The 24,605-nt window shown below is 43.5% G+C and carries 21 protein-coding genes; 7 read left to right on the top strand and 14 right to left on the bottom strand.

Annotated elements, in window-relative coordinates; all coding sequences use genetic code 11:
* Nucleotides 1–437 precede the first annotated feature (437 nt).
* Entirely contained in the window at nucleotides 438–1,859 is a 1,422-nt protein-coding gene (locus ACE1AQ_RS13560) for a hypothetical protein (protein ID WP_110545425.1), read from the top strand.
* Between the two features lie 40 nt (nucleotides 1,860–1,899).
* Here ACE1AQ_RS13560 and ACE1AQ_RS13555 read toward each other — a convergent pair whose 3' ends face one another.
* Nucleotides 1,900–2,646, bottom strand: a complete 747-nt coding sequence (locus ACE1AQ_RS13555; protein WP_008197555.1) for a DUF4079 domain-containing protein — start codon at nucleotides 2,644–2,646, stop codon at nucleotides 1,900–1,902.
* A gap of 756 nt (nucleotides 2,647–3,402) precedes the next feature.
* Here ACE1AQ_RS13555 and ACE1AQ_RS13550 point away from each other — a divergent pair.
* Both ACE1AQ_RS13550 and ACE1AQ_RS13545 read left to right on the top strand, forming a co-directional pair.
* The gene (locus tag ACE1AQ_RS13550) at nucleotides 3,403–4,893 is read left to right on the top strand and encodes a UDP-N-acetylmuramoyl-L-alanyl-D-glutamate--2,6-diaminopimelate ligase (protein ID WP_106908600.1); all 1,491 of its coding nucleotides are present in this window, start codon (nucleotides 3,403–3,405) and stop codon (nucleotides 4,891–4,893) included.
* A 460-nt stretch (nucleotides 4,894–5,353) separates the two neighbouring features.
* On the top strand, nucleotides 5,354–6,940 hold the full coding sequence (locus ACE1AQ_RS13545) for a serine/threonine-protein kinase (protein WP_110545420.1): 1,587 nt from the start codon (nucleotides 5,354–5,356) through the stop codon (nucleotides 6,938–6,940).
* A 431-nt stretch (nucleotides 6,941–7,371) separates the two neighbouring features.
* On the opposite strand, the gene ACE1AQ_RS13540 is transcribed toward ACE1AQ_RS13545, so the two are convergent.
* The 5 genes from ACE1AQ_RS13540 to ACE1AQ_RS13520 all read right to left on the bottom strand — a co-directional run bounded on the left by ACE1AQ_RS13540 (nucleotide 7,372) and on the right by ACE1AQ_RS13520 (nucleotide 13,311).
* On the bottom strand, nucleotides 7,372–8,412 hold the full coding sequence (locus tag ACE1AQ_RS13540; RefSeq protein WP_008197550.1) for a fatty acid desaturase: 1,041 nt from the start codon (nucleotides 8,410–8,412) through the stop codon (nucleotides 7,372–7,374).
* Between the two features lie 957 nt (nucleotides 8,413–9,369).
* A complete protein-coding gene (locus tag ACE1AQ_RS13535) occupies nucleotides 9,370–9,801 on the bottom strand; it encodes a DUF4278 domain-containing protein (RefSeq protein WP_008197548.1) in 432 nt (143 codons plus the stop codon).
* A 617-nt stretch (nucleotides 9,802–10,418) separates the two neighbouring features.
* The gene (locus ACE1AQ_RS13530) at nucleotides 10,419–11,174 is read right to left on the bottom strand and encodes an ABC transporter ATP-binding protein (RefSeq protein WP_008197546.1); all 756 of its coding nucleotides are present in this window, start codon (nucleotides 11,172–11,174) and stop codon (nucleotides 10,419–10,421) included.
* Complete coding sequence (locus tag ACE1AQ_RS13525) at nucleotides 11,175–11,978, bottom strand: ABC transporter permease (RefSeq protein WP_008197544.1); 804 nt, start codon at nucleotides 11,976–11,978, stop codon at nucleotides 11,175–11,177.
* 457 nt (nucleotides 11,979–12,435) lie between these two features.
* Nucleotides 12,436–13,311: an ABC transporter ATP-binding protein gene (locus ACE1AQ_RS13520; protein ID WP_008197541.1), complete on the bottom strand. Its 876-nt coding sequence runs from the start codon at nucleotides 13,309–13,311 to the stop codon at nucleotides 12,436–12,438.
* 164 nt (nucleotides 13,312–13,475) lie between these two features.
* Between ACE1AQ_RS13520 and ACE1AQ_RS13515 the strand changes: the two genes are divergently transcribed.
* From ACE1AQ_RS13515 to ACE1AQ_RS13500, 4 genes are all read left to right on the top strand, one after another.
* Nucleotides 13,476–13,976: a L,D-transpeptidase gene (locus ACE1AQ_RS13515; protein ID WP_008197539.1), complete on the top strand. Its 501-nt coding sequence runs from the start codon at nucleotides 13,476–13,478 to the stop codon at nucleotides 13,974–13,976.
* Between the two features lie 125 nt (nucleotides 13,977–14,101).
* A complete protein-coding gene (locus ACE1AQ_RS13510) occupies nucleotides 14,102–14,356 on the top strand; it encodes a SemiSWEET transporter (RefSeq protein ID WP_008197533.1) in 255 nt (84 codons plus the stop codon).
* A 153-nt stretch (nucleotides 14,357–14,509) separates the two neighbouring features.
* A complete protein-coding gene (locus ACE1AQ_RS13505; protein ID WP_008197531.1) occupies nucleotides 14,510–15,763 on the top strand; it encodes an FIST N-terminal domain-containing protein in 1,254 nt (417 codons plus the stop codon).
* A gap of 38 nt (nucleotides 15,764–15,801) precedes the next feature.
* The gene (locus ACE1AQ_RS13500; protein ID WP_008197529.1) at nucleotides 15,802–16,515 is read left to right on the top strand and encodes a Uma2 family endonuclease; all 714 of its coding nucleotides are present in this window, start codon (nucleotides 15,802–15,804) and stop codon (nucleotides 16,513–16,515) included.
* Here ACE1AQ_RS13500 and ACE1AQ_RS13495 read toward each other — a convergent pair.
* From ACE1AQ_RS13495 to ACE1AQ_RS13460, 8 genes are all read right to left on the bottom strand, one after another.
* Nucleotides 16,512–17,291: a DUF1350 family protein gene (locus ACE1AQ_RS13495; protein WP_008197527.1), complete on the bottom strand. Its 780-nt coding sequence runs from the start codon at nucleotides 17,289–17,291 to the stop codon at nucleotides 16,512–16,514. The genes ACE1AQ_RS13500 and ACE1AQ_RS13495 overlap by 4 nt on opposite strands.
* Nucleotides 17,292–17,453: 162 nt before the next feature.
* Entirely contained in the window at nucleotides 17,454–18,002 is a 549-nt protein-coding gene (locus ACE1AQ_RS13490) for a response regulator (RefSeq protein ID WP_039899531.1), read from the bottom strand.
* A 250-nt stretch (nucleotides 18,003–18,252) separates the two neighbouring features.
* Complete coding sequence (locus ACE1AQ_RS13485) at nucleotides 18,253–20,031, bottom strand: S8 family peptidase (protein ID WP_110545418.1); 1,779 nt, start codon at nucleotides 20,029–20,031, stop codon at nucleotides 18,253–18,255.
* A gap of 101 nt (nucleotides 20,032–20,132) precedes the next feature.
* A complete protein-coding gene (locus ACE1AQ_RS13480; RefSeq protein ID WP_039899529.1) occupies nucleotides 20,133–20,567 on the bottom strand; it encodes a VOC family protein in 435 nt (144 codons plus the stop codon).
* Between the two features lie 237 nt (nucleotides 20,568–20,804).
* Complete coding sequence (ovoA, locus tag ACE1AQ_RS13475; RefSeq protein WP_008197519.1) at nucleotides 20,805–22,160, bottom strand: 5-histidylcysteine sulfoxide synthase; 1,356 nt, start codon at nucleotides 22,158–22,160, stop codon at nucleotides 20,805–20,807.
* Nucleotides 22,161–22,200: 40 nt separating this feature from the next.
* The gene (gene egtD, locus ACE1AQ_RS13470; protein WP_008197517.1) at nucleotides 22,201–23,211 is read right to left on the bottom strand and encodes an L-histidine N(alpha)-methyltransferase; all 1,011 of its coding nucleotides are present in this window, start codon (nucleotides 23,209–23,211) and stop codon (nucleotides 22,201–22,203) included.
* Nucleotides 23,212–23,439: 228 nt separating this feature from the next.
* Nucleotides 23,440–23,724, bottom strand: coding sequence for a hypothetical protein (locus ACE1AQ_RS13465; RefSeq protein ID WP_008197515.1), 285 nt, complete (start codon nucleotides 23,722–23,724; stop codon nucleotides 23,440–23,442).
* 32 nt (nucleotides 23,725–23,756) lie between these two features.
* Nucleotides 23,757–24,350, bottom strand: coding sequence for a DUF3177 family protein (locus ACE1AQ_RS13460; RefSeq protein WP_002740183.1), 594 nt, complete (start codon nucleotides 24,348–24,350; stop codon nucleotides 23,757–23,759).
* Between the last annotated feature and the right edge of the window lie 255 nt (nucleotides 24,351–24,605).

Genomic DNA, 24,605 nt, shown 5'->3' with positions numbered 1-24,605 from the left:
TACATGATATCAGCCAGACTTGGAAACTATCTCATCAAATTAGTCCCCCCATAGAACCCCCTTGAGCCATCTGGCACACTTTTCTCTTTTTGTCAAATTTTATGTTAAGAAAGATGTGACTAATGGATAGGTTATCAAGGGGGGCATCTGATAATTTTTAACGCCTACATACTTATCGAAAAATTATTGGCTGATTATCGTATCAACTGGCTTTTGTCTGTGATTTTACTCACAGTGTTATCCCTGTATTATCACAGTTGTCACTTGACCAAAACTTGATCAGTAGTTAGGTGTTAAAAACTGTCAGATACCGCGCTTAATAAGGGAGAATCTGCACCCCCGTTATCAAGGGAGGCAGGGAGGATACATCTTCAATTTAATTATAACCAGCTACTTGTTAGTATAATAAAGGTAACCATTCTTAGATGGACTGGCTTATGAACAATCGTTTATGCCTTCACCTGATGGCTAATAGGGAAAAAGGGTTTGCCTTGCCCCTTGCCGTGTTAATTGGACTTATCCTGATGGTGACAGGAATGACTATGATCATGCGCGCCCAAGGGGACCAATCGAAAGTAATTGCCCAAAAAGTCCGGGCTGATGCTTTAACAAGTTCCGAAACTGGAGTGGCTCGCGTGCAGGATTTACTTAATAGCGTGCGAGTTATGGCGACGGTTGATAGTAATTGTACTTCCGGTGGCGATTGTTGGCAGAACGCCGAAGTGGTTGCTAATCCCAGTACCAATTTACAAAGACATTTAAAAAAATTAGTCGACGCCGCTTCCTCCTGCAGTAATCCCAACGATGCTGATACCTTGACGGCAAAAATCAATGAATTAAGAGGTTTGAGCGCAAATACATGGTTTGAGCTCGGTAATAATCGTTATTATCGCGTGGTTGGATACGATTATAGTACTGGTCCTGGTAAGGGAGTTCTCACCCTCGAAGGACGTTCTCGCATCAGTGCCGCAACAGACCTAACTAACACTGGTCCGGATATAGATAGTGACGATAATGCCGCCTCCCGTAACCGCGTGGTGGTAACTATCCCTATTCTTGATGCCCCTACCCGCGCATTTAACCGCAGCACGGTCCCAGCTTTATGGATAAGTGAGGGAACGGCGGACGATGGTGCTAGTAGATTTCAAGGGGATGTGGTGGAGGAGGTGGTGAGTCCAGAATGTGAGGCTGAACAAGATAAGATTGAACCGCCCACACCCGCACTCAATCCCCCCTACACGGCACAATTTGTCGATGTCCCTTTCCCCAATTTACCGCCGATTCCCACTGGCCTTCGCGATGAGCAGAAAAACCTGGCACTTACCAGTTCTGAAACTTTTCCCAGAACGGGAGACACAGCATCTCCCAGCGGAGTGTACGAGTATATCGTTGATAATATCAACTTGGATGAGGAAGATGACGAGAAGATTACCATTACTCCGGGGCAACGGGTAGTTTTCTATGTTAGAGGTAATATTAACGGTGCCATCGAACACGACTGTGGTAGTGTGACTGGCTGTAAACCGGGCAATCTACAAATTTATGCCGATAATGGATTAGGTTCCGCTGCGCCGCAAATTTGTCTGAGAGGAGACCAAACACTACAAGCGTTTATCTTTGCTCCTGACTATTCCCTCGGTAAAACCGGTACTGGTACTTTCATCGGTGCTGCCTGGGGTAAAAATTGGGGCGAAATTACAGACTGTGACTCAAATAGCGGTGCTGTTGCTGTGACCCAAGGGGTAGAATGGACTGAATTAATCTATGACCTGAAACCCCAATTTCCCCAACTTGATAAGATTGCCAATTGGTGTGAGGAACCCATCGATACCGCTCCGGATGAATCTGAGTGTGATTAATTTCCCGACTCCTTCACCCTCTCCCAGTCCCTAAAAAAGTTTAACTTATCGGGTTGATGGGGGGGGTTGAGGATTTCGGTTCAGGACAGGTTTTATTGGTGAAATCACAGCGATAAATTGCCGGTTTTTGCCAACTGAGGGGAATTTCCAGCAAATCCCTCGAACCAGTCATGGCTTGTCCCAGAAAGAGAGCCAGAGCGATACAATTGAGAATTGTATGGGCGATGCGCCAACGATGGGAACGGTCTTTATAGATATCTTCGACAATGGCCAGAGAGAAAATCATCAGTAATGATGCCGCCATGCCGATATAGTAGTGAGACCAGTACCATTGGTCCGAGAGTCGCCAGACCCCATCCTGAGAACCGATAATAATTAAACCGATGCCAGTCAAGGTGGCAAAAATTCCGCGCCAGAGAGCTTGTCTAGCGCGGTAGAGACAGACCAAAGAGGCAATGGTGACAAAAAACATCAAAATCACAAAAATGACCTGAAAGGAGTCTAATTTTCCGTCTTTTTGTTTATCGACAAAACCATTAAAACCGTAAACGACCGAGTAAGCTAGTGCTAACAGGTTAACCCCTACCACTGTACCCGTTAACCAGCGGCCTAAGCGTAGATGTTCTGGCCCGACCATTGGGGGAATTTTACTTTTATTTCCCGCGTTGGTTTCTAGGCGACGTTGACGGGTTTGCCAAGCAAAGTTAACTACGAGGCCGATAATAGGGAAAACGACCACTATCGCTAGGATAGGATGAATGAGAGCCAGAAAATCGACGAATTGCATATAAGTATCCCGAAAATCGTCAGCAGAAAATCGTCAACAGTTGACAAGCTATAGCCTTGTTTTTTTTAGCTTATCGCAGATATCAGGAGGCAGGAGATAGGGTGATAGGGTGATAGGGTTTTGGGGTGATAGGGTGATAGGGTTTTGGGGTGATAGGGTGATGGGACAGCTTCCCCACTTCCCCATTTCCCCATCTCCCCACTTCCCACTCCCTTCTCCCCAATTCATAATTCATAATTCATAATTCATAATTCCCATCTCCCCACTACCCCACTACCCCACTTCCCCACTACCCCACTTCCCCACTTCCCACTCCCTTCTCCCCAATTCATAATTCATAATTCATAATTCATAATTCATAATTCCCATCTCCCCACTACCCCACTACCCCACTACCCCACTTCCCCACTACCCACTCCCTTCTCCCCAATTCATAATTCATAATTCATAATTCCCATCTCCCCACTTCCCCACTTCCCCATCTCCCCACTTCCCACTCCCTTCTCCCCAATTCATAATTCATAATTCATAATTCATAATTCATAATTCCCATCTCCCCACTACCCCACTTCCCCACTTCCCCATCTCCCCACTTCCCACTCCCTTCTCCCCAATTCATAATTCATAATTCATAATTCATAATTCATAATTCCCATCTCCCCACTACCCCACTACCCCACTTCCCCATTTCGGACTAGGAACCTCTTTGATAATCGGCTAATCTAAAAGCAGCAATCCCTAGATTCAATCCTGACTATGAAACTACAAGAACTTTTAACAACTATCCCTCTGGTTTCCCCGATTTCTTCTCCTATCGCTTCTATTACCGAGATTACAGGAATTTCTACCAATTCCCATGCTTGTCAACCGGGAGATTTATTTATCGGTTTACCCGGTACTCGCGTCGATGGCGGCGAATTTTGGCGTTCTGCTTTGGAAAGCGGGGCCGTAGCGGCGCTTATCTCCCCGGCAGCCGCTGCTAAATTTCCCCCCCCGGAGGATGCTTGCGTAATCGTTGTGGCAGATTTAGTTACTGCCACTGCTGCGATCGCTGCTAAATTCTATCATTATCCGGCCCTTACCCTAAAATTAATCGGTGTGACGGGAACCAACGGCAAAACCACCACCACCCATTTAATTGAATATTTTCTCAGCCAAGCGGGGATTGCCACCGCGTTATTCGGGACTCTTTACACCCGTTGGCAAGGATTCCAAGAAACCGCTAATCATACCACCCCTTTCGCTAACGAGTTACAAGCTAGTTTAGCCAAAGCGGTGAGCGCCGGCAATGAAATCGCCGTCATGGAAGTTAGTTCCCATGCACTGGCCCAGGGACGGGTACAGGGTTGTACTTTTCCCGTGACGGTATTTACTAATCTCACCCGGGACCATCTCGATTATCACCTCGATATGGAGGATTATTTTGCCGCTAAAGCTAAATTATTTAGTCCCGATTATCTGCAAGGTAAGGCGATTATTAACCTTGATGATGAATATGGTCAACGTTTAGCGGCCTCCCTGTCTCCCCAACAGGTTTTAACCTATAGTGTGTCCGATGCTAGTGCCGATTTTTATACTAAGGATTTACACTATCAACCCACGGGAGTGGAAGGGGTGATGGTGACTCCCCAAGGAGAAATAGCCTTTGCTTCCCCTCTGGTGGGTCAATATAATCTAGCTAACCTCTTGGCGGCGGTGGCGGCAGTGTTAGAATGTGGTGTAGATTTAGAGACAGTAATCGCCCAAATTCCCCAATTTTCAGGAGTACCGGGGCGGATGGAACGGGTTAGCATCGCGCCTGACCAAGATATCAGCGTCATTGTCGATTATGCCCATACTCCCGACAGTTTAGAGAATGTTTTAAAAGCTTCCCGGCCTTTTATTTCCGGTCGGATGATTTGTGTTTTTGGTTGTGGCGGCGATCGAGATCGGACAAAACGACCGTTAATGGGGAAAATAGCCGCAGAATTAGCAGATTTAGCCATAGTTACCTCCGATAATCCCCGCACAGAGTCTCCCGAACGAATCCTTGAGGATATTATCGCTGGCATTCCCCCAGAAATTACCGTGCAGGTAATTAGCGATCGCGCTTTGGCCATTGACACGGCGATTCAAGCAGCACAACCGGGAGACGGGGTAATTATTGCGGGTAAAGGTCATGAAGATTATCAAATTTTGGGGACGGAAAAAATCCATTTCGATGACCGCGAACAGGCCCGGGCCGCTTTGATGAAAGTGAAAAGGTGATTAGCGGTGATGAATTATCAACAAAAGCTAACATTAGTTGACAATTGACACCAGTAGCCAATTTTAAAATCTGTGATAAACTGGGGAGGATTAGGTAAGAATCCCAGTTAAGGAGCAACCCCTGTCTTGATAAGTTGCCCCTGCGTTAACTAAGCAATGACACAAAAAAGGCGCTGTTTTAGTCGATAACCAAAACGACACAAGCGCTTTGATTGTCTCAGTCCTCTGGTTTGAGACTTTGGGAGATGCCCCCTCTCGAGGAGAATGAGAATCTCCTAAAAGTGCATTGTTAGTAAGCTAAGACGCATTTAAAGTGCTTATTCTTAAGATTAGCCGAATCTCCCTCAATCCCTTTACTGTTGCCTCTTGCCTCTTGCCTCTTGCCTCGTCTCAACAAGCAATTTAAATTACGAACAGCTTATCTGTTAGCCAAAAAGTATCGGTCAATTGGTGACTCTCGATGACCTACTGCCTTAATCCCAACTGTTCTCAACCGAAAAACGACCCGACAGCGTTAATCTGCGAGAGTTGCGGCTCAAAACTTCTTCTGCACGACCGCTATCAAACCCTAGGCATTTTGGCGAAAGGAGGGTTTGGGACAACTTTTGTCTCATCGGATTTGTCCCTACCGGGTAAACCCATCTGTGTGGTCAAACAACTGCGACCTTCCACTGACGATCCTAATGTTTTTGCCATGGCCAGGGAACTTTTTGACCGAGAAGCCGAAACCTTGGCAAAACTGGGCGTTCATCCGCAGATTCCCCGATTATTGGACTATTTTGAAGATAATCAACAGTTTTATCTAGTTCAAGAATACGTTAAAGGTCATAACCTGCACCAAGAGGTAAAAAAACGCGGACCGTTTAGCGAAGCGGGAGTCAAACAGTTTTTAAGTGAACTGTTGCCAATTTTGCAATATGTCCACGAGCGAAAGGTAATTCATCGGGATATCAAACCCGCTAACCTAATTCGTCGGCAAACAGACCGAAAATTGGTTCTGATTGACTTTGGGGCCGTCAAAAATCAAGTTAATACCGTCATTGCCAATGCCGATTCTCAAACCGCTTTGACTAATTTTGCCGTGGGGACCCAAGGTTTTGCCCCTCCCGAACAGATGGCTATGCGTCCCGTCTATGCTAGTGATATCTACGCAGTGGGAGTTACCTGTCTCTATCTACTCACGGGCAAATCCCCTAAAGCGATCGAAGTTGATGTTAATACAGGTGAATTACTCTGGGAAAAATTAGTCCAGGTGAGTCCCCAGTTTGCTAAAGTCCTGAAAAGAATGCTGGAAGTCTCTGTCCGTCATCGCTACAAATCCGCCCAAGAGGTAATGGATGCTTTAGACATGACCGCTTATGCCGATAGTCTAGCCCAAAGTTTAATCGCTGCTCCAGTGGGGACTCCCCTGAAACCTCCAGAAGATTCAAGTCCGATGGGTAATTTCTCCGTTTCTGCCCCTCTCAATTCTAAATTTCGCCCCAAAAATAAAAATCGGGAGGCCTCTCCAAATAATATGCTGGACGGACAGATGGCTCTTCAAATAATTAATACAAATGTATTATCTAGGGGTCAAGCCCGCAGCAGCACAGATATAACCTTACTGAAGAAAAAACGTCGCTTAGATGAAAAAGCGATTCTCGATGCTTACAATAACGGCCGGCGCAATTTCGCCCAAGAGGAATTACCGAATCTCAATCTTGCCAAAGCAAAACTTTTGGGCGTAAATTTCTGTCAATCCAAATTAACAGGAGCTAATTTACAAGGGGCAGATCTGTCCAAGGCGGATCTAGGCCGGGCTAATCTCAGTCAAGCTATTCTCAAAAGTACCAATTTAAATAATGCCTATCTCGGTTATGCAGACCTCGAAGGAGCCGATTTACGCGGGGCGAATCTTATCGGAGCCAATCTTCGCTATGCTCATCTCAAAAACGCTAATCTTTGCGGTGCTAATCTCTCTGATGCCCAAGTAACTCCAGAACAAATCGCCCTAGCAAAAACCAATTGGTTAACAGTTATGCCCAATGGTAAACGCAGTTCCTGGTAATCTTTCCTTATGAATTATGAATTATGAATTATAAATTGGGGAGCAGGGAGCTTTTTTCAGTGCTCAGTCAACAGTAATCAGTGAAAAGACAGGAGGAAACTTCTATTTAATACTGTCACTTAAAACTCAAATCTGATCACTGACAACTGATACTAAATCCGTTGAGTATATGCTACATATCAGGAGAGGCAAGAGGCAGAAGGCAAGAGGCAAAAGGGGGAATAAATAATCAGTTTTTAATAACCGAATTTAGTATGATAACTGATAACTGATATTTAATACTGTCACTTAAAACTCAAATCTGATCACTGATAACTGATAACTGATAACTGATATTTAATACTGTCACTTAAAACTCAAATCTGATCACTGACAACTTACCCACTGATAACTGATAACTGATAACTGATAACTGATAACTGATAACTGATTTAACCGCGGCTTTCCTTAAAGGTTTTGTAGGCGGTTTCGGAGTCGAAAATATGGCAATAATCAACAATTCGTTTCATTAATGGCCAAGAAAACTCAGTTTCTTTTAGGTGACTACCCCAATTTTCTTGGAGACTAGCGTGAACTTTGCGGAGGTTATAGGAAGGAATCGCCGTCGAGATATGATGGGGGATATGGACATTAATATCGTGACAGAGAATTTCTACCCAACGGGGATAGCTACAGTGAACCGTTCCTTCTAGTTGCGCTAAAGCTTGATTCCAGTCCTCGGGATGGAAAAATTGAATATCGGGATCTGTGTGATGGACAAGGGTAAAGGTACTCATCCAAAAATGATAGACAAACCAAGGCACCACCCAAAATTTAACCAATCCCCAGACACCAGTGTAGAAAATGAGGGTTGGGAAAAAAATAGCGCCAAAAACCAGAACTACAATCATCGAAAAGCGCGCTTTTTCCCGTTCGTTCTCCTTGAATTGTTCGATATTGAAGTGTAGAATAGCCCAGTGGGCGATCGAACCGAGCCACCAGAAACGTCCGCGAATGCCGCGATAAAAGAGACGCACTAGGGGATTGGCCGAGTTAAAAGCTTCTAATTCCCACGGATCCCAAGCATTATCTATAGTTACCATGTTAGTTTTAGCATGATGGCGATCGTGCAGGAAACGCCAGCAGTGGAAGGGATAGATAAGCGGTAACAGGAAAATATGACCGACAAGATCATTAACCCAGCGTCGATTAGAAAAAGACCGATGACCGCAATCATGCGCGATCACAAAAAATCCCGTTAAGGCTGTACCAGTGAAAATCCAAGCTAAAGGCAGTAAATACCAGGGAGAATAAACTAGCATCGCATAACCCGCAATTACCGCCAAAATATTCATAATCACTCCCAACCAAGCCTTAACAGGGTCTTTCTGGAAATATTCTTTGGGAATGCTTTTAATAATATCTTTCAGTTTAAAGTCTGGCTCGATCGAGGTGATCAACTCCCCAGGCAATTTATCCGTCGTTGCCGTCATGAAATCTCCAATTACACTTAGGTGAACCTTTGACAAGAAATCAGCTAGGAGGTTTGGCTAAATTCTGCTCCCTACCACAAGCCAATTTTTTTGTCAATATATTTTGAACTTTAATTAATAAACTTCTGCGAAGCTTAATAATCCTTTACTTTATATACCATAAGAGGAGATTTTCTGTTTTGGCAAAATTTGACTTTTGCCTCTTGCCTCTTGCCTTTTGCCTCCTGACTGGAAAGAGGGTGTGGGGTGTAGGGTGTGGGGTGTCGGGTGTAGGGAAGGAAATCTCTTTCCTCTGTGGGGGTGAAAATTTTTTCATCGGGACTGACTAGAAAATGATAACGCAACTAAAAAGCGTTATGAACGATTTGGCCGCTGTCTTCAAGGATAACAGCCAGATTTACCCGTATTTTAGACCAATTTAAGAAACAACCGCCAAAGACTCAAGAGTAACTTGATAACCAAGCTTCTCCAAACTTTTAACCAGACGTTTTTTCGCACTTTCGGGTCGTTATTGGTCAAAATAATCAGCCCCTAAATCTAGGGAAGGTTCTTGACGAGAGATAAGATGATACTAAATCTGGTTATTAAAAACTGATTAAGTACCTAAGCAAAATTAATTACACATATCTAAACACCTCTTGCCTCTTGCATGAGTGCCTATCTTCACTAGGAAATTAATTTTGCACGACTACTTATTTATTCTCCGTTTTGCATGAGTGCCTCTTGCATGAGTGCCTGTCCTGATATGTAGCCTATACTCAAAGGATTTAGTATGATAAGCAATCACCAGGATAGAATGAGCGACAGCAACGGCAGCAGGTTTTTGCCCCGACGCGCACTCAGACGGCAATACTGGGCAGCTAAGCTAAGTAGGGGCTGCTGAAAAACTTTTTCAGCAGCCCCTACTTATGACTAATGTTCTCTCACCTGATCTGATGGCTGATTACTGATAACTGATTACTGGTCTTTGTTTCCTGAACCAGCGCCGCGATATTTGAGAGATGAGGAGCGAATTGGGTTAGCTACCCTGGGATTATTGGTGATTTTAACCTCCGCACCGCGATATTTACCCCCTCGCTCCTTGACAGGAGCCTCGGCGACTGTTGGCTCCCTATAGGTGGCGCCACGGTACTTTTTCTCGCCGGCGGTTTCTGGAGTGGAGACGAGGACATTTTTTTGCTCTTCTCGTCCTTGCCATAAAAATGTGACGACAATCACAACTGTCAAGAGAATTAATAGCTGAATCTGCCAAGGGGCTAAAACCAGACTCAACACTAAACTAATTACCGTGGCGGCACTGGCGAGATAAGCGATCTCATCGCTGGACTTCTGCCAGAAATAGGCAGCCAAGGCAGCGGTGAACAGTGGTAATAAAAACAAATAGGACATTCTGGATACACCTTGTCACGCTAGTGAACCAATCTCCCTATATATTACCTCCCTAGCTTCGATCGGCGAAAAATATTAACTCAGCTTATGCAACATATAAGTTTTATTTTGTCAATCCTTCTTTACAATTTGTAAAAATATTGTTACATTTATTTACATGAACTAAAAGTTAAAGCAAAACAGCCAAGACAGCAAGCCAGTTCAGATTGTCTCGAGGAGTATCGGACAGAATATGATTCCTTGAGTCCGAGACAACGGTAAAAAACTTGGCCTACTAGCTTAAAAAAGTTTTCGGGGTTTGGGTTTGCCCCATTGACAGATTTGCTTGAGTTCTCCTACATAACTTAGCGCTACCTCGGCTGGACACCGAGGTTTTTTATTTTGTTACAGCGTTTTCGACTAAGTAAAACGTAGGCTCTCTTATTCTTTGTGTGATAAGTTTAGATTATCTAGAAGCGATCAATCTTTGTGTCCTTTGGGTCTTTGTGGTTCGTTCCAGTTGGTCTCGCGTAGCGAGCGCGTTGCGACCGCCAGCAGGAATGTACCCTATAATACATTTTACCCACCAAACCCAAGAGAGCCAAACGTAGATAAATTAATTGAGATTACCTACTTAATTAAAAATTAACTTCATTTTGATGCACGGAATCCAAATAAAACTTGATTACATCTTCCGATGCACCCTGACATTGCAACTGGCCTTTATTCAGCCAAATTGCTTGGTCACAGGACTCTTGAATTAAAGTCAAATCGTGGGAAACTACTAAAATAGTAGCGTTAGAATTCCAGAATTTTTTTAAACGTCGTTTACACTTATTTTTAAAACTTTCATCCCCGACGGAAAGGACTTCATCAAGAATAAGAATATCGGGGTGAACCTCTGTTGCGATCGCAAATCCTAAACGAGCCACCATCCCGGAAGAAAGAGATTTCACCGGCGCTCCCATGTATTCTTCTAATTCAGCAAAGTCGAGGATATCTTTGGTTTTTTCCTTCATTTCCTGACGAGAAAATCCCAGCATTACCCCATAGAGAATAATATTATCTTTTACTGGTAGATCTGGATCGAAACCCGCTCCTAATTCAATTAGAGAAGCAATTTGTCCCCTAACTCTCACCTGTCCCTTTGTCGGTTCCAGAATACCACAAATAACTTTTAAGAGAGTAGATTTTCCTGCGCCATTAGCTCCAATGATACCTAACTTTGCTCCAGAATTAATGACTAAATCTATATCATCTAGCACTAATTTTTTGGCCGGTTGACGATATTTACCTTCAAGAATAGAGAAGATTGTCCTTTTTAGATCGTAGGAAAATTCTTCTTGAGTGCGTCTTTGGAGAGACACTTGATCGAGTCGAATTACTTCTGTCATTTATAATAAATCCATAAATAAATGTCGCCAGAGTCGGAAGCAAGTCCAACCAATTCCTAAGATGATGATCCCACCGAGTAGAGATTGAAATATCAAACCAAAATCTGGTAATCCGGGAGAAAGGGACAATTGGCGAATACTTTCAATTACCGGTAATAATGGGTTTAATAGCAGAAATGGTTGTACGGAAGGAGGAATAATTTCCGGGGGATAGAAAATCGGGCTGCTAATCCAAGCGACAAAACAAACAATTTCGTAAAAATAGGGTAAATCTCTGAAGAAAACGTAGAGGGTACTGACAAAGAAACCCACTCCCGTGCAAACCAGAGAAAGACCGATCACAGGAAAAATCAGAGCAATTACATTAATTAAACTTTGAGATTTCCAGAGAGTCACTATAGCCAAAAGGGGAAAGATACTAATAGCAAATTGAAAAATATTTGCCACTACCATGGAAAGGGGAAAAATGCTAACTGGCAGACGAATTTTATTTAAAATACTGCCATTACTAACGATGCTAGGTAAAGCTTGGTTAGTGGAAGCATTAAAGAAATTTATTACTACTAAACCAGTGAAAGCCGCTAGGACATAGTTAACTAGAGAATTATCAAAATAAGAGGCGAAAACCGTGCCGAAAATTGCCGTGTATAGTGCAGTCATAATCAGGGGATTTAACAAGGACCAGTAAACCCCCAGAAAAGAACCCCGATAGCGTCCCTTGAGATTACGTTCCACTAAAACACTAAGCAATTCGTAATATCGCCGCACTGTTGACCATCTAGTTTTTGCTTGGAGATCGGTCATAGGGATAATTGTCATCTCGTCAGTATTCAGTGCCTCATTCTAAACGATTACCGTCAATTTTGTCTATCGATCAACGGGGGACTCTAGTTTTTATCCAGTTTCCGACGACTCTCCCTCTAGGAAAAAAGTTCCCCCACTAGGTCATTTATCTGGCTCAAAAAGCTTAAAAACCGCTAAAAGCCTCTTTTTTTAGGGTTGAATTCGGTTTTTAGGCACAGCCTCAGCTAATTGACCTAGACTCTAAGTTGTTAAGTATTTAAATTGCTTGTTGAGACGAGGCAAGAGGCAAAAGGCAACAGTAAAGCGATTGGGGGAGGTTCGGATAATCTAAGAATAAGCGGTTTAAATGCGTCTTAGCTTAAAAGTCAATAAATGCCAATTTAAACACAGCTAATCTCCGAAAAACCGCAGTCAAAAACCGAACGCCGAATAATTTCCCAACAGCTAAAACCAGAATTTAATCTAATTGATGTCCCGTCAGTTCCACAAAGATATCTTCGAGGTTGGAAGGGCGGCACATTACTCCAGTTTTATCACTCAAAGTGTCCAGATAAGAGTTAGCATCGGCCACAGTGGGGAAGAATTTATAATCGATTTTATCGCCAACTTGTTTGATAACTAAACCCTCGCCATACTTAGCACGAAAATCCGCTAGAGTTCCTAATTCGATTAATTTGCCCCCATCCATAATGCCAATTCTGCCCGGTTTTCCTGCGGCGTTATCCTGACAGAGAAATTCCACTTCTTCCATGTAGTGAGTGGTTAACAAAATTGTCATTCCTTGCTGGTTTAAATCGCGAATTACTTCCCACAAACGACGACGATTTTGGGGATCTAAACCCACAGTTGGTTCATCGAGAAAGAGGATTTTTGGTTCGTGAAGAAGGGCGCGAGCAATCTGTAAACGTCGTTTCATCCCTCCGGACAGAGTTTTGGCCAGGGCAGATTTTCGATCGCTTAAACTGACATAATCTAAATAGCGATCGATTAATTCCTGTCTCTGGGGATTGGGGATATGGTGCATCCGGCCGTGAAATTCCAGATTTTCCCAGACGGTTAATTCCCCATCAACGCTAATCTGTTGCAAGACTACCCCTATATTTCTTTTCACCTGATCGCGGTATTTTTTCACATTATACCCCGCCACTTCGATTTCTCCTTGACTTGCTTCGGTTAGGGTGATAATCATGCGGATTGTCGTCGATTTTCCCGCACCGTTGGGACCGAGTAAACCAAAGATTTCCCCTTTTTCGATGGCAAAGGAAAGCTCGTTAACTACTGGCAGATTGTTATAGATTTTAGAAACGCGATCGAGAGCAATAGCGGCGGTCATAGTTACAAAAGTTAATATTCCAGCTATGGATTAGTGTAACCGAATTAGTCTAACTCGACGGCGATTTTATCCTCCCCCCTCGGGTTCATCCTATCGACTTTGGTTTGACATCTTCACAATCAGATTAGAATACGAATGAAAAATCTTGACTTTGCCGGTATCCGATGGGAGTTTTTCTGCCAATTCTCTGTTTATGTCTAGGAATAGGGGAATTTTTCCTCAATCCCCCCATTAGTCTCGGTAATTCCCCCCCCGCAACCACGGTAATCCGAACGGAAACCCGTTTGCTGCTGAATTTAAAAAAAAGACGGGTTTTTGTTTACCAAGGACAGAAAATAATTGCATCTTACCCAGTGGCGATCGGTCGTCCGGGTTGGGAAACCCCGACGGGACAATTTAGGGTGATTCAGATGGTGCGGGAACCGGTCTGGGAACATCCTTTCACCGGGCAACTGGTCCCATCGGGAAAAAACAACCCCTTAGGGGCGCGTTGGATCGGATTTTGGACTGATGGTGCCAATTTTATCGGTTTTCACGGTACACCCCAAGAAAATCTCATCGGCCGGGCCGTCTCCCACGGTTGCGTTAGGATGCGCGATCGAGATATAAAGGCTTTATTTGAAAAGGTACAAATCGGCACTTCGGTGATAGTAGTCGCTCAATAGAAACAATGGGAAATTTTTTCCCATTCACCAACACTTTACCCGATGATGTGGAGAGAGCCGTCTTAACCAGTAATTTAGATAGTCAACAGTTTAAAATGAGAGAAACTGAGCAAAGAGGATAATCGGTGAATATTATTGAACTAATCGGGATCGTGGCGGGAATATTAACCACTGTCTCCTTTTTACCCCAAGTGATTAAAACTTGGCGTTATCGTTCGGCTAAGGACTTGTCCCTAACTATGTTTATTTGCTTTTGTCTGGGGGTTTTTCTTTGGCTCATCTACGGTCTTTATATGAGCAGTAAACCGATTATTATCGCTAATTTTGTGACTTTTATCTTAGCGGGGACAATTCTCTATTTTAAGATTAAATATGATTAAAATAACTGACAATCCCTTGCGGCCCTATTGGCTCACGTCATGACAATTCTACAATTTATTGGGCCATCTAGGGGCGCGGATAGGATTTTTAGGTTAATTTATTGTTAAGATAATCATCTTTGACCATTGAGACCAAATTTGGGGTCAAGAAACATGAGCAATCGCATCGAGTGGATTAATGCCCTATCAACCCGTCCCTCCCTAGAAGCGGCGGTGACGGAGGTAGTAGAAAAAGTGCAAGATAAGCTAGTTGGATCGGCAGATCTAGCCATAATTTTTATTTCTTCTGCCTATGCCAGCGACTATCCCCGTTTAGTTCCCTTAATCTTGGATAAACTCCCCGTTCCTGTGCTGATCGGCTGCGGTGGGGCGGGGATTGTCGGCATGGGTGAGAGGGAAAAAGCGCGAGAAATCGAAGCGAGTCCGGCTTTAAGTCTCACCGTCGCCCATTTGCCGGATGTGGAAGTGCAGCCCTTTTATATCGAAGCGGCGGAAATGCCCGATCTCGACAGTTCCCCCTCTAGTTGGACAGAATTATTAGGGGTAGAAGCGGCCAAAAATCCCCAATTTATCCTTTTAGCCGATCCTTTTTCCAGTCGCATTAATGATCTGTTAGAGGGTTTGGATTTTGCCTACCCCGGTTCGGCCAAAATCGGCGGTTTAGTCAGTGGTGGCATGATCGAACGTTCTGGGGGTCTATTCTACCACGATCAACAAAAACCCCGTAATAGCTATCTCTATCGTCAGGGAACCGTAGGAATCGCCCTTTCTGGCAATATTATCGTCGAAACTATCGTCGCCCAGGGTTGTCGTCCCATTGGACCGATTTATCAGGTAAGTGAGGGAGAACGCAATATTATCATCTCCATGACCGGTAAAGGGGCCGATGGGACTCCCCAACCACCTTTAAATCTACTGCGGGATTTAATTGCCTCCTTAAGCGAAAAAGACCGAGAATTAGCGCAACACTCCCTTTTTATCGGTATTGCTAGGGATGAGTTTAAAATGCAGTTGCGGGCCGGGGATTTCTTAATTCGCAATGTTTTGGGAGTAGATCCTCGACAAGGTGCGATCGCAATTGGCGATCGAGTGCGTCCGGGGCAGCGGGTACAATTTCACCTGCGCGATGCCGACACTTCCGCTCTAGATTTAGAATTACTTCTGCAAGCTTTTCCCCGAGAAAAACCCGACAGTTCAGAGGTACTAGGTGCTTTAATCTTTTCCTGTCTCGGTCGCGGGGAAAATCTCTACGAAAAACCGGACTTTGATTCGGGTCTTTTTCAGCGTTATTTCGCCAATGTTCCCCTCGCTGGCTTCTTTTGCAACGGAGAAATCGGGCCGGTGGCCGGTCGCACTTTTTTACACGGTTATACCTCGGCTTTTGCCCTCTTTCGTCAGGGAATTTAATGCTATACTAAATATTTAGTACGCTAGGGAGTAGAACGATGATAAAGGCGATATCTTTCTCTGAGTCGGAGATTATCTATCCCGATAGTGATGGTAAACCGATGGCCGATAATACCAAACAGTTTCGCTGGATTGTGACGATTAAGGAAAATCTCGAATGTTTATTCGCAGACAATGACCATGTGTTTATCGCCGGCGATCTGTTGTGGTATCCCGTCGAGGGGGATAATAAAACCTGTCAAGCGCCGGATGCTATGGTGGTGTTTGGCAGACCCAAGGGCGATCGAGGTTCCTATAAGCAATGGTTAGAGGACGAGATTGCGCCGCAGGTAGTCTTTGAAATTCTCTCTCCGGGCAACACAAAAGCGGAAATGCGCCGAAAATGGCAATTTTATCAGCGTTTTGGCGTAGAAGAATATTATCTCTACGATCCCGATGCTAATGATCTACAGGGTTGGTGGCGCAGGGGTGATCAATTGGAGATGATTGCCGCGATCGATAATTGGCAGAGTCCGCTTCTACAGATTCGTTTTCAACTGGAGAGTCCCCAGTTAGCTATTTTTTATCCCGATGGCTCGCGGTTTTTGACCACCCTAGAAATCAAGCAAAAAGCGGAATTAGCCGAACAAAGGGCTAGGACCGCCGAACAGCAAGCCCAACAGGAACGGCAACGGGCCCGGGAAGCTGAGGCAAAATTAGCCCGCATAGAGGCGCAATTACGGGCAATAGGGATTAATCTAGAGGAAAGCTAACGAGAGGTGGGAAGGACGGGATTTAACCAGTGGAGAATCTCATCTTTGAGACGGGAATTATCCCGGGCAAGTCCCTGTTTTAACCATTGGCCGATCGCATCAAGGGGAGTAAATACTTCTCCGGTTTGCCAACTGACATCTTGACTCAAGGGAGTGAGATGATTACCCGGGAGAGTTCGCAGGGCAATTAAATCATTAAAGCGTTTTTTTAGCAGGGGATTTAATACCAGAGATTGATCGATCGTGTCGTCTTGAAAACGGATTAAAAGATTGCGACGAATGGCATAATCTTGGAAAATTAACTCGTTTGTTTCTTCGGGGGAAGGGGTAAATTCAAGGTTAAAAGTGGTGTCAATTTGCAAAGGTTCGATAAAGGGAATAGCCCGACGAATCGGATAATTATTAAAGGAAATGAGGATATTTCCTTCCCGTTCCACTTCGTAGAGACTACCGATTAATAAATGCAGTTTACACCCCATACTGTGACCCAATCCGTAGATGGGGAGATAACCTTGGGGCAGACTATGATTCCAGCGCAGACGTTCAATAATATTATCAAAACGGTTTAAAACTGTGCGGGCGATCGATTTGTGATCGAGGGTATTAACAAAGGGAGTGGCAACAATAGCATATCCTGAATTCCCAAGACTTTCTAATAACCAACGATAGGTAATATTGGGGGCTGCCGCTACAAATGCCCCCCCTAAAAAGTGAATGATACCCCGGGGACGACGGGGGAGAAAAACCCAATTACCCGCTATTTCTTGCCAATTCATAATTAGTTATCAGTGAATTAATAAATTAGTCACTCACCAAATAAACACCACTTCATATTATAGTAAATCCTGTGGAAAAGGGATAGGAGATTAGCCAGAGATTGGCCCGGCTGGATAAGGATAACTGCTTGCCCAAGTCATCAAAGATCGGGATGAATAGTTCTAGGCCAGTTTTTTCTTAATAAAAGCCACTAATTGAGACATTTGTTTTTTGATAGTTTCCATTTCTGTTTGCATTTGGGCAATTTGGGACTGGAGAGTCTGAATATCGGTGCTATAATCCCCGGTGAGTTCCTCTAGTTTCGGGTTAGAAACTGTTGGTTTGGGAGAATATTGTTTGGCCTTGGCCATCGCTTCTTTAATCGCTTGTAGCAATTGTTTTTGGTCGAAAGGCTTCTCAATAAAGGCAAAATGCTGGAAAGGTTCGGGGATTTTCTCTACTACCTCCTCTTTCCGTCCCGACATCAACACTAGGGGGATACTTTTGAGATTATCTTCGGTTTGGATTTGCTGAAACACCTCCCAACCGCTCATTTTTGGGAGAAGGAAGTCCAAAATAATCAAATTCGGGTTTTCGGTGCGGATGAGATGATAGCCATCTAATCCGTCTTTCGCTTCGAGGAATTCAAAGTTACCCTCCGGTAACATATCGCGAACGTGCATCCTGATCACTTTACTGTCATCGATAACGAGAATTTTATGATTTGACACGATAGACACCATAGAAAAGAGACAATGGATAAACTCGATGATTCGAGGGGATATTCGGGGAAACTTTCGGGATAGGGATTGAGGATTCCCCAAAAACCCTTAGAAACTAAGATACACCATAAAGAAAAAACCTCGGTTAATGTCCGAGGCTGCTGTTGTAGGAGAACTCAATGCAAAACAAAAGGAAGATACCAAAACCAAAGAGGTTTTCATCGGTAGATCACCTTTGTTGTCCCATTGTAACCCCTGTTTAAGCGTATCGGGATGAACTAGCACTTTTTAGGGCTAAATAACCTAAACCGAGACATAAAAGCGCATTTACGCCCAAAAATGCCTGGGCGATCCTACCAGAACCTAACCAGACCAGAGTAGGATCGATAACGGCGCTGATCCCTAAAGTCACCGCCATGGCTAAACTTACCCCCACCGCTAACCATTTTGCTTGAGTATGACCTAAAAGCAGGGCAATCAGGACAAAAGGCAGGATAACACTGGCAAAAAGCGGATTAAGGGCAGAACTGCCCTGAATAACGCCTCCTAGGTCAGAAAGAGAACTCCCCATGACTCGGAAAGGCCATTGGGGTAAATCGAAGATATAAAGACTTCTGAGGAAAAATAAGCCAGAACTACCAAAAATTAGACCAGCATTCAAAAATCCGTTCCAGGAGAAGGGAAAATAATTTCTCAGCCACCAAGCGAGGAGATAAGAACCCAAAACCATGGCCATTTTGGGCAAAACCGCCACCGCACCGCCATCAATCCAGAAACGGGGATTGAGATAACCGTTATCGCGCAACCAACGCCAAAAATCCCGGAAAGTAATCTGTCCTTTGAGGGCCAATTGTAGGGCATTGCCCGCGTCTAATTGTCCGGCCCCAAAATGATTAAAGGGATCATCATTGATCTTACGGGCTGACTGTTGCAAAACCTCTAAAACTGCACTGGGTTCTTTAATTCCCGCAGCTTTGATTAAAGCTACCACCCCAGCAACGTGAGGGGCTGCCATGCTGGTTCCCTGAAAACCGAGGAACGCCGGTTCCCCCCCGTTAGCGGGATCGATGGTTTCTTGGATAATTTTACCCGTATCGGAGCCGCCTGGGGCAGCAATATCGACTCCGGCCCCGAAATTAGAATAGGGGGCTTTATTTCCGGAGGCATCTACCGCAGAAACGCCGATAACGTGGGGAAAACGGGCAGGATAGGCGGCGGAATTATCATCGGCATTACCGGCGGCGGCGACGATTACCACACCTTTACTATAGGCATATTCGATCGCCTCTTTCATTACTTGGGTTTCCCCTCCACCCCCTAAACTCATATTGATGACATCGGCTTTATTATCGACGGCAAAACGGATCGCTTCGGCGATATCTGCCACGGTTCCCCCACCCGTCCCGGAAAGCACCTTGAGGGGCATAATTTTGGCTTTGTAGGCGATGCCAGCCACCCCGTAGTTATTATTGGTCGATTGAGCAATTGTTCCCGCTACATGGGTTCCGTGACCGTTATCGTCCTCGGCATTGCTGCGATCGTTGACGAAGTCGTAGCCTTCCACAAACTCGGTTTCTCGCAGATCGGGAACTTTTGATACACCTGTATCAATAACGGCGACGGTGATCCCCTGTCCCTGATTTTCTTCCCAAGCGCGTTCGATGTTTATCCCCCTTAGGTTCCACTGTTTGCTATAGTTGGGGTCGTTAGGGGCGATAAAAGCATGATAAATATAATCGGGTTCGATCGATTCGGTGTATTTTTTTAGGTCGGAATTGCGGAGAGTTTTCAGAAGTTTGCTATCTCCTTCCACGGTGTAAAGATGTTCATCGATGGAAAAAATACTATTTAAACTGGTGGTTTTTCCCGCTTTTTTGTTGATAGCATTTAACTGCTCATCGAGGACGCTGACGGGTACATCGTCCTTAAAGTCGATTAAAATTGATTGATATTCGCCCCGATTGGCTAATCCAGTAAAGTTAAAGAGAGCAAATCCTAGACCGATAATGAATAGGGTTAACAATAAAAGTTTTTTCATAGATTTCCTAAGAATTGAGCATTGCCAGCCAAGGTTTTTGGGGTTTTGATGAGAGAATCTGAGGGAAGTTCCCCTGACAAAAAAGTCCCCTGTTGTTTATTTTAAGCTCGATCGCCGATCGCTGTTAATTGCCGACTGGCAAAAATAGCTTCATAGTGGCGATAATGTTTAAATTCGAGGAGGTTATAGAAGGGATCCTCCAGAAAGAAGGTTTTATGTTCGGTTATCTCCCCATGAAAGCGAGTTTTTGGTTCTAGATAAAATTTTAGTTGCTTGACTCGTGCTTGTGCGAGAAGATTGTCCCAATCCCTGGCATCCGGCAGAATTAGACCAAAATGGCGAGGATAAATGCTATTTTGGCGAGTAAGAGGCATTTCAGTGACGTGAGCGACTACCTGATGACCATAGAAATTTAAGATTATCGCTTTCTCGGTTTCCCTTCCCGCTAAACAACCTAAACCATCACAGTAAAAGCTTTTAGCGGTGGACACATCGGTGATCGGAATAGCGAGATGAAAAATTGCAGGTTGATTCATGGCGATCGAGTTTATCGGCATTCTAATAGGTTCCATTGTAGCGATCGAGGGGCGACTCTTCCAGGAATTTTTTTTAATTGGCAATTACCTAGGATTGGCCGAATAAATCTCAAGACATCAAAAAGTGCTGGCCTTTGCAGTAATCGGGGGGGGAAATTAGGCACTTTTTCCCTGAAAATTAGGTAATTGACCCCCTGAAAATGGGTAAAACCCCACACCCCACACCCCACACCCCACCTAAAGACTTTGCGCGATTCTAAAACCAGCGTGTTGATAAAAATTCCGGCGAAACCAATTGCGATAGTAGGGTAGGATTTCTGTGCCGTTAGTCACCCAAGCTCCTCCTAACATCATTTTATGTTGACTATTAAAGAAAGGAGTGGAATTGTCAGCATATAGGTAATGGGGTTGAAAGTCAGTTAAGGGATTAAAATCATCTTCTAGCCATTCCCAGACGTTACCGCGTAAATCATAAATTTCTGAGTTATTACCAGCATTTTTTAACATTCCTACGGGAGTGGGAGAACAGAATTTTAAATTGAGGTTATAGTCCTCAAAGTTATCGTTTTCTAGGGTGTAATCTCGATTTTTTTGACTGCCATAGGTGACTAAATTCCACTCAGCTTCGGTCATTAAACGTATTCCTTGACCTTGAAAACGACAGTAGGCTATTGCTTCATAATAGTTAACTTCTACTGGCCAATCCAGAGGTAAATCGAAAACATCAAACATGGCTCGATATTGATAATTTCCTCCCTCATCTACCAGCCAAAATTTAGGATATTTGACTTGATAATGATTTTTCCATTGCCAAGCTTCCTCATCCCAATAGCAGGGATTTTCGTAGCCACCATCATGGACAAATTCTTTAAATTCTCCGTTGGTAATCATATATTTACTCACCAGAAAATTGTTAACTTGAACTTGACGATAACCATACTCGTTATCCCAACCATAAATAGGAGAATTTTGGGGTTTACCAATTTCTACCATTCCCCCAGAAACCTCCACCATTTGATTAGGATAAGCTTGACCAAAAGAAGGAGCATAATGCCAACCTGGAGGACGTTGCAGACAATCTAAGGGCAGTTGTCTGAGTAACATTGAAGATGTTTCAAAGTGAACACGCTGATGCTCAATTCCCATCATTAATGCCCAGAGAGAATGCTGAGGATGAATAGGAAGATTAAGGGGGATATTTTTAATTATTTCGACCACAATTTCCGAGACTTGTTGCCGATATTCCCAAACCTTAGCCACCCCAGGCCACTGAATTTGGGCGATAGCAGAGTTTAATTCTTCAGGAGTTGCTGGATCTACTCCCACTCCAAACAATAATTCGTAGTCAGGATTAGGGCTTTTTTTTAATAGGTTAACCAGCTGCAATTTATTCAGATAAAAAGCGGCAGCATGACCTAAATAAAAAATGAGGGGATTTCTTAAATCGTCAGGGTTACAGTAAAAAGCTTCTTCTTTGATGATGCTTTTTAACAGCATATCTTCTAATTGCCAAGCATTTTCAAAATAGTCTAGTATATTTTCTCGACTACAGTTGTTTAGAGAGATAGGAGCCTGTGCTTGCATCTTTTCCATGTTTTTATGCCTTTATTGCTGACCACAATGTTTTCATGATTTACAGAGATAATTGACAGAGAATTAAACCGAAGAAATTTTCAGTATCACTGAAAACCTTGAGGGGTTTTAATCCCTTTGATTCTAGGTCTTTTTCCATAGTTTCTAGGTTAAATTTACGGGAAATTTCCGTTAAAATACTTTCCGACGCTTGAAAATTAACCGTTAAATCGAGTTTTTTAAGATGAACAGAGTGAGTTTTTTGACAAATTAAATACATTTCAATTTGAGATTGATCTTGATTATAGATAGCTTGATGACTAAATAAATCAAGATTAAAATCAGCTTGAAAACGCCAATTTAAATGGGAAAGCATATTTAAATTAAAAGCGGCTGTCACCCCTTGAGCATCATTATAAGCTGCTTCTAAAATTGCCACTGGTTTTTGCAGATCAATCCCCAATAAAAAATAATCTCCAGCTTTTAAAACAGTAGCAATTTTTTCTAAGAATTTATCACATTCAGCCGCAGAAAAATTACCGATCGAACTTCCTAAGAAAAAAATCATTCTGGTCTTATAGGAAGGGTTTTGACAATAGGCTAGGGCCTGTTCATAGGTTCCAATTAACCCCTGAATGGGTAAATTAGGATATTCTTTTTGTAATTCTATGGCACTAGCTTTGAGAATAGTTTCACTAACATCAATAGGTAGATATTTAGAGGATTTTTGCTGGTGATAATAAGCATCCAATAACAGACGAGTTTTAGTGGAACTACCACTACCTAATTCGATCAATTCGCAAGCCCCTGTATAGGCGACAATTTCTTGAGCATATTCTTGGAGAATAGCCGCTTCTGTCCTAGTGGGATAGTATTCTGGCAATTGACAGATTGCTTCAAAAAGTTGGGAACCTTGCTGATCATAAAAATATTTAGATGGTAAACTTTTGGGGGTTTTAGTTAATCCTTCAATCACATCTTTTCCCTGATGTTTAACCATATTTTGACCAGTGGCAGCGGTAGCTAAATACTCAATTTGTAATAGTTCTTGGTTAGATGGGTTAAGTTGCATAGATTCTCCAGATTACTCTCCAGTTTTTTAATTGTTCTCGATCAATGCCGGGGAGAAAATCCACTTTGACAGCTTGAATACTGGCAGGGATTATCGTTCCCTGGTAATTTTACCACTAAAACGCCGCAAATTTACCTTTTGTCTAGATAGACAAAGTTTATGGATGGTCAATAAAAGCTGTTAAATTGATCCCTAGTAAGTTGATGTTATCTAAGCAAAATTACCAATTTAAGTAATCAGTAAAGACTGTATTTCCTCTAAAGTAAGATTTTCTTGAATATAGCGAGGGTTAAGGGGATGATAGGGACTGGCAAGACGATCTATCCTAATAATTGTCGCCGTTTCAGGAATAATCGGAATATCGGGATCGTAGGGGGTGCTGCGGGTAAGGGAACTAGAAAAACCTTTAAAAATAGAGATTTCTTCCTCCTCCCCATCCACAGTAATAGTCACCAATAAAACCTCCTGGGGATTTTTGAGGGTGTATTGTTCGAGTTGTTTACCAATATTCATAGAAAAATGGCTAATTATCGATAGCTAAAAACTTATTGTTGTAAAGCTGAACGGCCCTGTTTGCCGAGGCGAATAAGAAGAAAATGGGCAAAATAGAGAGTATAAAAAGAGAGACCAACCAAACCAAAAAAGCCCAAAACGTTAGCAGTAGCTTCTGAATGAAAAATCTCGCGAAACTGCCAGGGGGCTTCTTGCCAAACCTGGCAATAGGGAGAATTTAGCAATTCCCCTGACATAGCACAGGAGAGAAAAGGTAAGGTAGAAATCGCACCCAAAGGAGAATAGATAGTTACTGCCCAACGCCAAGCAGTGGTGACAAATTTAATCGGACTGGCGGGTAAATCTTTAATTTCATCGTTAATATCCACCCAAAACCAGAGGGAAATCGGGATTAAAATCTTCGCCAAAAAACTGGTGACAAAACCAATCGGCCAGGAAGCGATCATTAAATATACGGTAATTAATAAAAGACTAGCCACTCGCCAATAGATAATCAACAATTTCTGCAATGATTCGATTTTTGCAAATAAAGACCAAATCAACAAAATTGCCGGGATAATCACCGTAAATAGCACGGCTAAACGATAATCTATCCAAACGAGAGGACGAAACCAAAGCTGATTCATAAATTATTTAGACATAATGACAATTTGACGATCTCCGCTCTAAAGAGACAGGGATTTTTTATCGATTGAGTTTCCGTTAGCTGGCAGATTTCTCCAACTAGCCGAGAGGGAATCCCTCCCCCCCCTTTGCCCCCCCGCCGCGGGGGGGGCGGGGGGGGGGGGGCGCCCCCCGGGGGATTATACAGGTTGGCCGGATGGTTACCGGGGGAGGACCGGCCCCACACGACCCGAAAGATTTGATGTCGAATTTTTAAC

The organism is Microcystis sp. BLCC-F209 (assembly GCF_041928595.1).
In the GTDB taxonomy this organism is placed as follows: Bacteria; Cyanobacteriota; Cyanobacteriia; order Cyanobacteriales; family Microcystaceae; genus Microcystis.
The sequence above is the reverse complement of the archived record's forward strand: the minus strand, read 5'-3'. Positions and strand labels throughout refer to the sequence as shown.

Bases quoted from the DNA above. Each gene is read 5' to 3' on its own strand.
- ACE1AQ_RS13465 (WP_008197515.1), bottom strand. From the start codon at position 23,724: ATGAATATTGGTAAACAACTCGAACAATACACCCTCAAAAATCCCCAG.
- ACE1AQ_RS13550 (WP_106908600.1), top strand. From the start codon at position 3,403: ATGAAACTACAAGAACTTTTAACAACTATCCCTCTGGTTTCCCCGATT.
- ACE1AQ_RS13555 (WP_008197555.1), bottom strand. From the start codon at position 2,646: ATGCAATTCGTCGATTTTCTGGCTCTCATTCATCCTATCCTAGCGATA.
- ACE1AQ_RS13485 (WP_110545418.1), bottom strand. From the start codon at position 20,031: ATGAAAAAACTTTTATTGTTAACCCTATTCATTATCGGTCTAGGATTT.
- ACE1AQ_RS13480 (WP_039899529.1), bottom strand. From the start codon at position 20,567: ATGAATCAACCTGCAATTTTTCATCTCGCTATTCCGATCACCGATGTG.
- ACE1AQ_RS13505 (WP_008197531.1), top strand. From the start codon at position 14,510: ATGAGCAATCGCATCGAGTGGATTAATGCCCTATCAACCCGTCCCTCC.
- ACE1AQ_RS13540 (WP_008197550.1), bottom strand. From the start codon at position 8,412: ATGACGGCAACGACGGATAAATTGCCTGGGGAGTTGATCACCTCGATC.
- ACE1AQ_RS13495 (WP_008197527.1), bottom strand. From the start codon at position 17,291: ATGAATTGGCAAGAAATAGCGGGTAATTGGGTTTTTCTCCCCCGTCGT.
- ACE1AQ_RS13530 (WP_008197546.1), bottom strand. From the start codon at position 11,174: ATGACAGAAGTAATTCGACTCGATCAAGTGTCTCTCCAAAGACGCACT.
- ACE1AQ_RS13515 (WP_008197539.1), top strand. From the start codon at position 13,476: ATGGGAGTTTTTCTGCCAATTCTCTGTTTATGTCTAGGAATAGGGGAA.
- ACE1AQ_RS13460 (WP_002740183.1), bottom strand. From the start codon at position 24,350: ATGAATCAGCTTTGGTTTCGTCCTCTCGTTTGGATAGATTATCGTTTA.
- ACE1AQ_RS13545 (WP_110545420.1), top strand. From the start codon at position 5,354: ATGACCTACTGCCTTAATCCCAACTGTTCTCAACCGAAAAACGACCCG.
- ovoA (WP_008197519.1), bottom strand. From the start codon at position 22,160: ATGGAAAAGATGCAAGCACAGGCTCCTATCTCTCTAAACAACTGTAGT.
- ACE1AQ_RS13560 (WP_110545425.1), top strand. From the start codon at position 438: ATGAACAATCGTTTATGCCTTCACCTGATGGCTAATAGGGAAAAAGGG.
- ACE1AQ_RS13520 (WP_008197541.1), bottom strand. From the start codon at position 13,311: ATGACCGCCGCTATTGCTCTCGATCGCGTTTCTAAAATCTATAACAAT.
- ACE1AQ_RS13535 (WP_008197548.1), bottom strand. From the start codon at position 9,801: ATGTCCTATTTGTTTTTATTACCACTGTTCACCGCTGCCTTGGCTGCC.
- ACE1AQ_RS13525 (WP_008197544.1), bottom strand. From the start codon at position 11,978: ATGACCGATCTCCAAGCAAAAACTAGATGGTCAACAGTGCGGCGATAT.
- ACE1AQ_RS13500 (WP_008197529.1), top strand. From the start codon at position 15,802: ATGATAAAGGCGATATCTTTCTCTGAGTCGGAGATTATCTATCCCGAT.
- egtD (WP_008197517.1), bottom strand. From the start codon at position 23,211: ATGCAACTTAACCCATCTAACCAAGAACTATTACAAATTGAGTATTTA.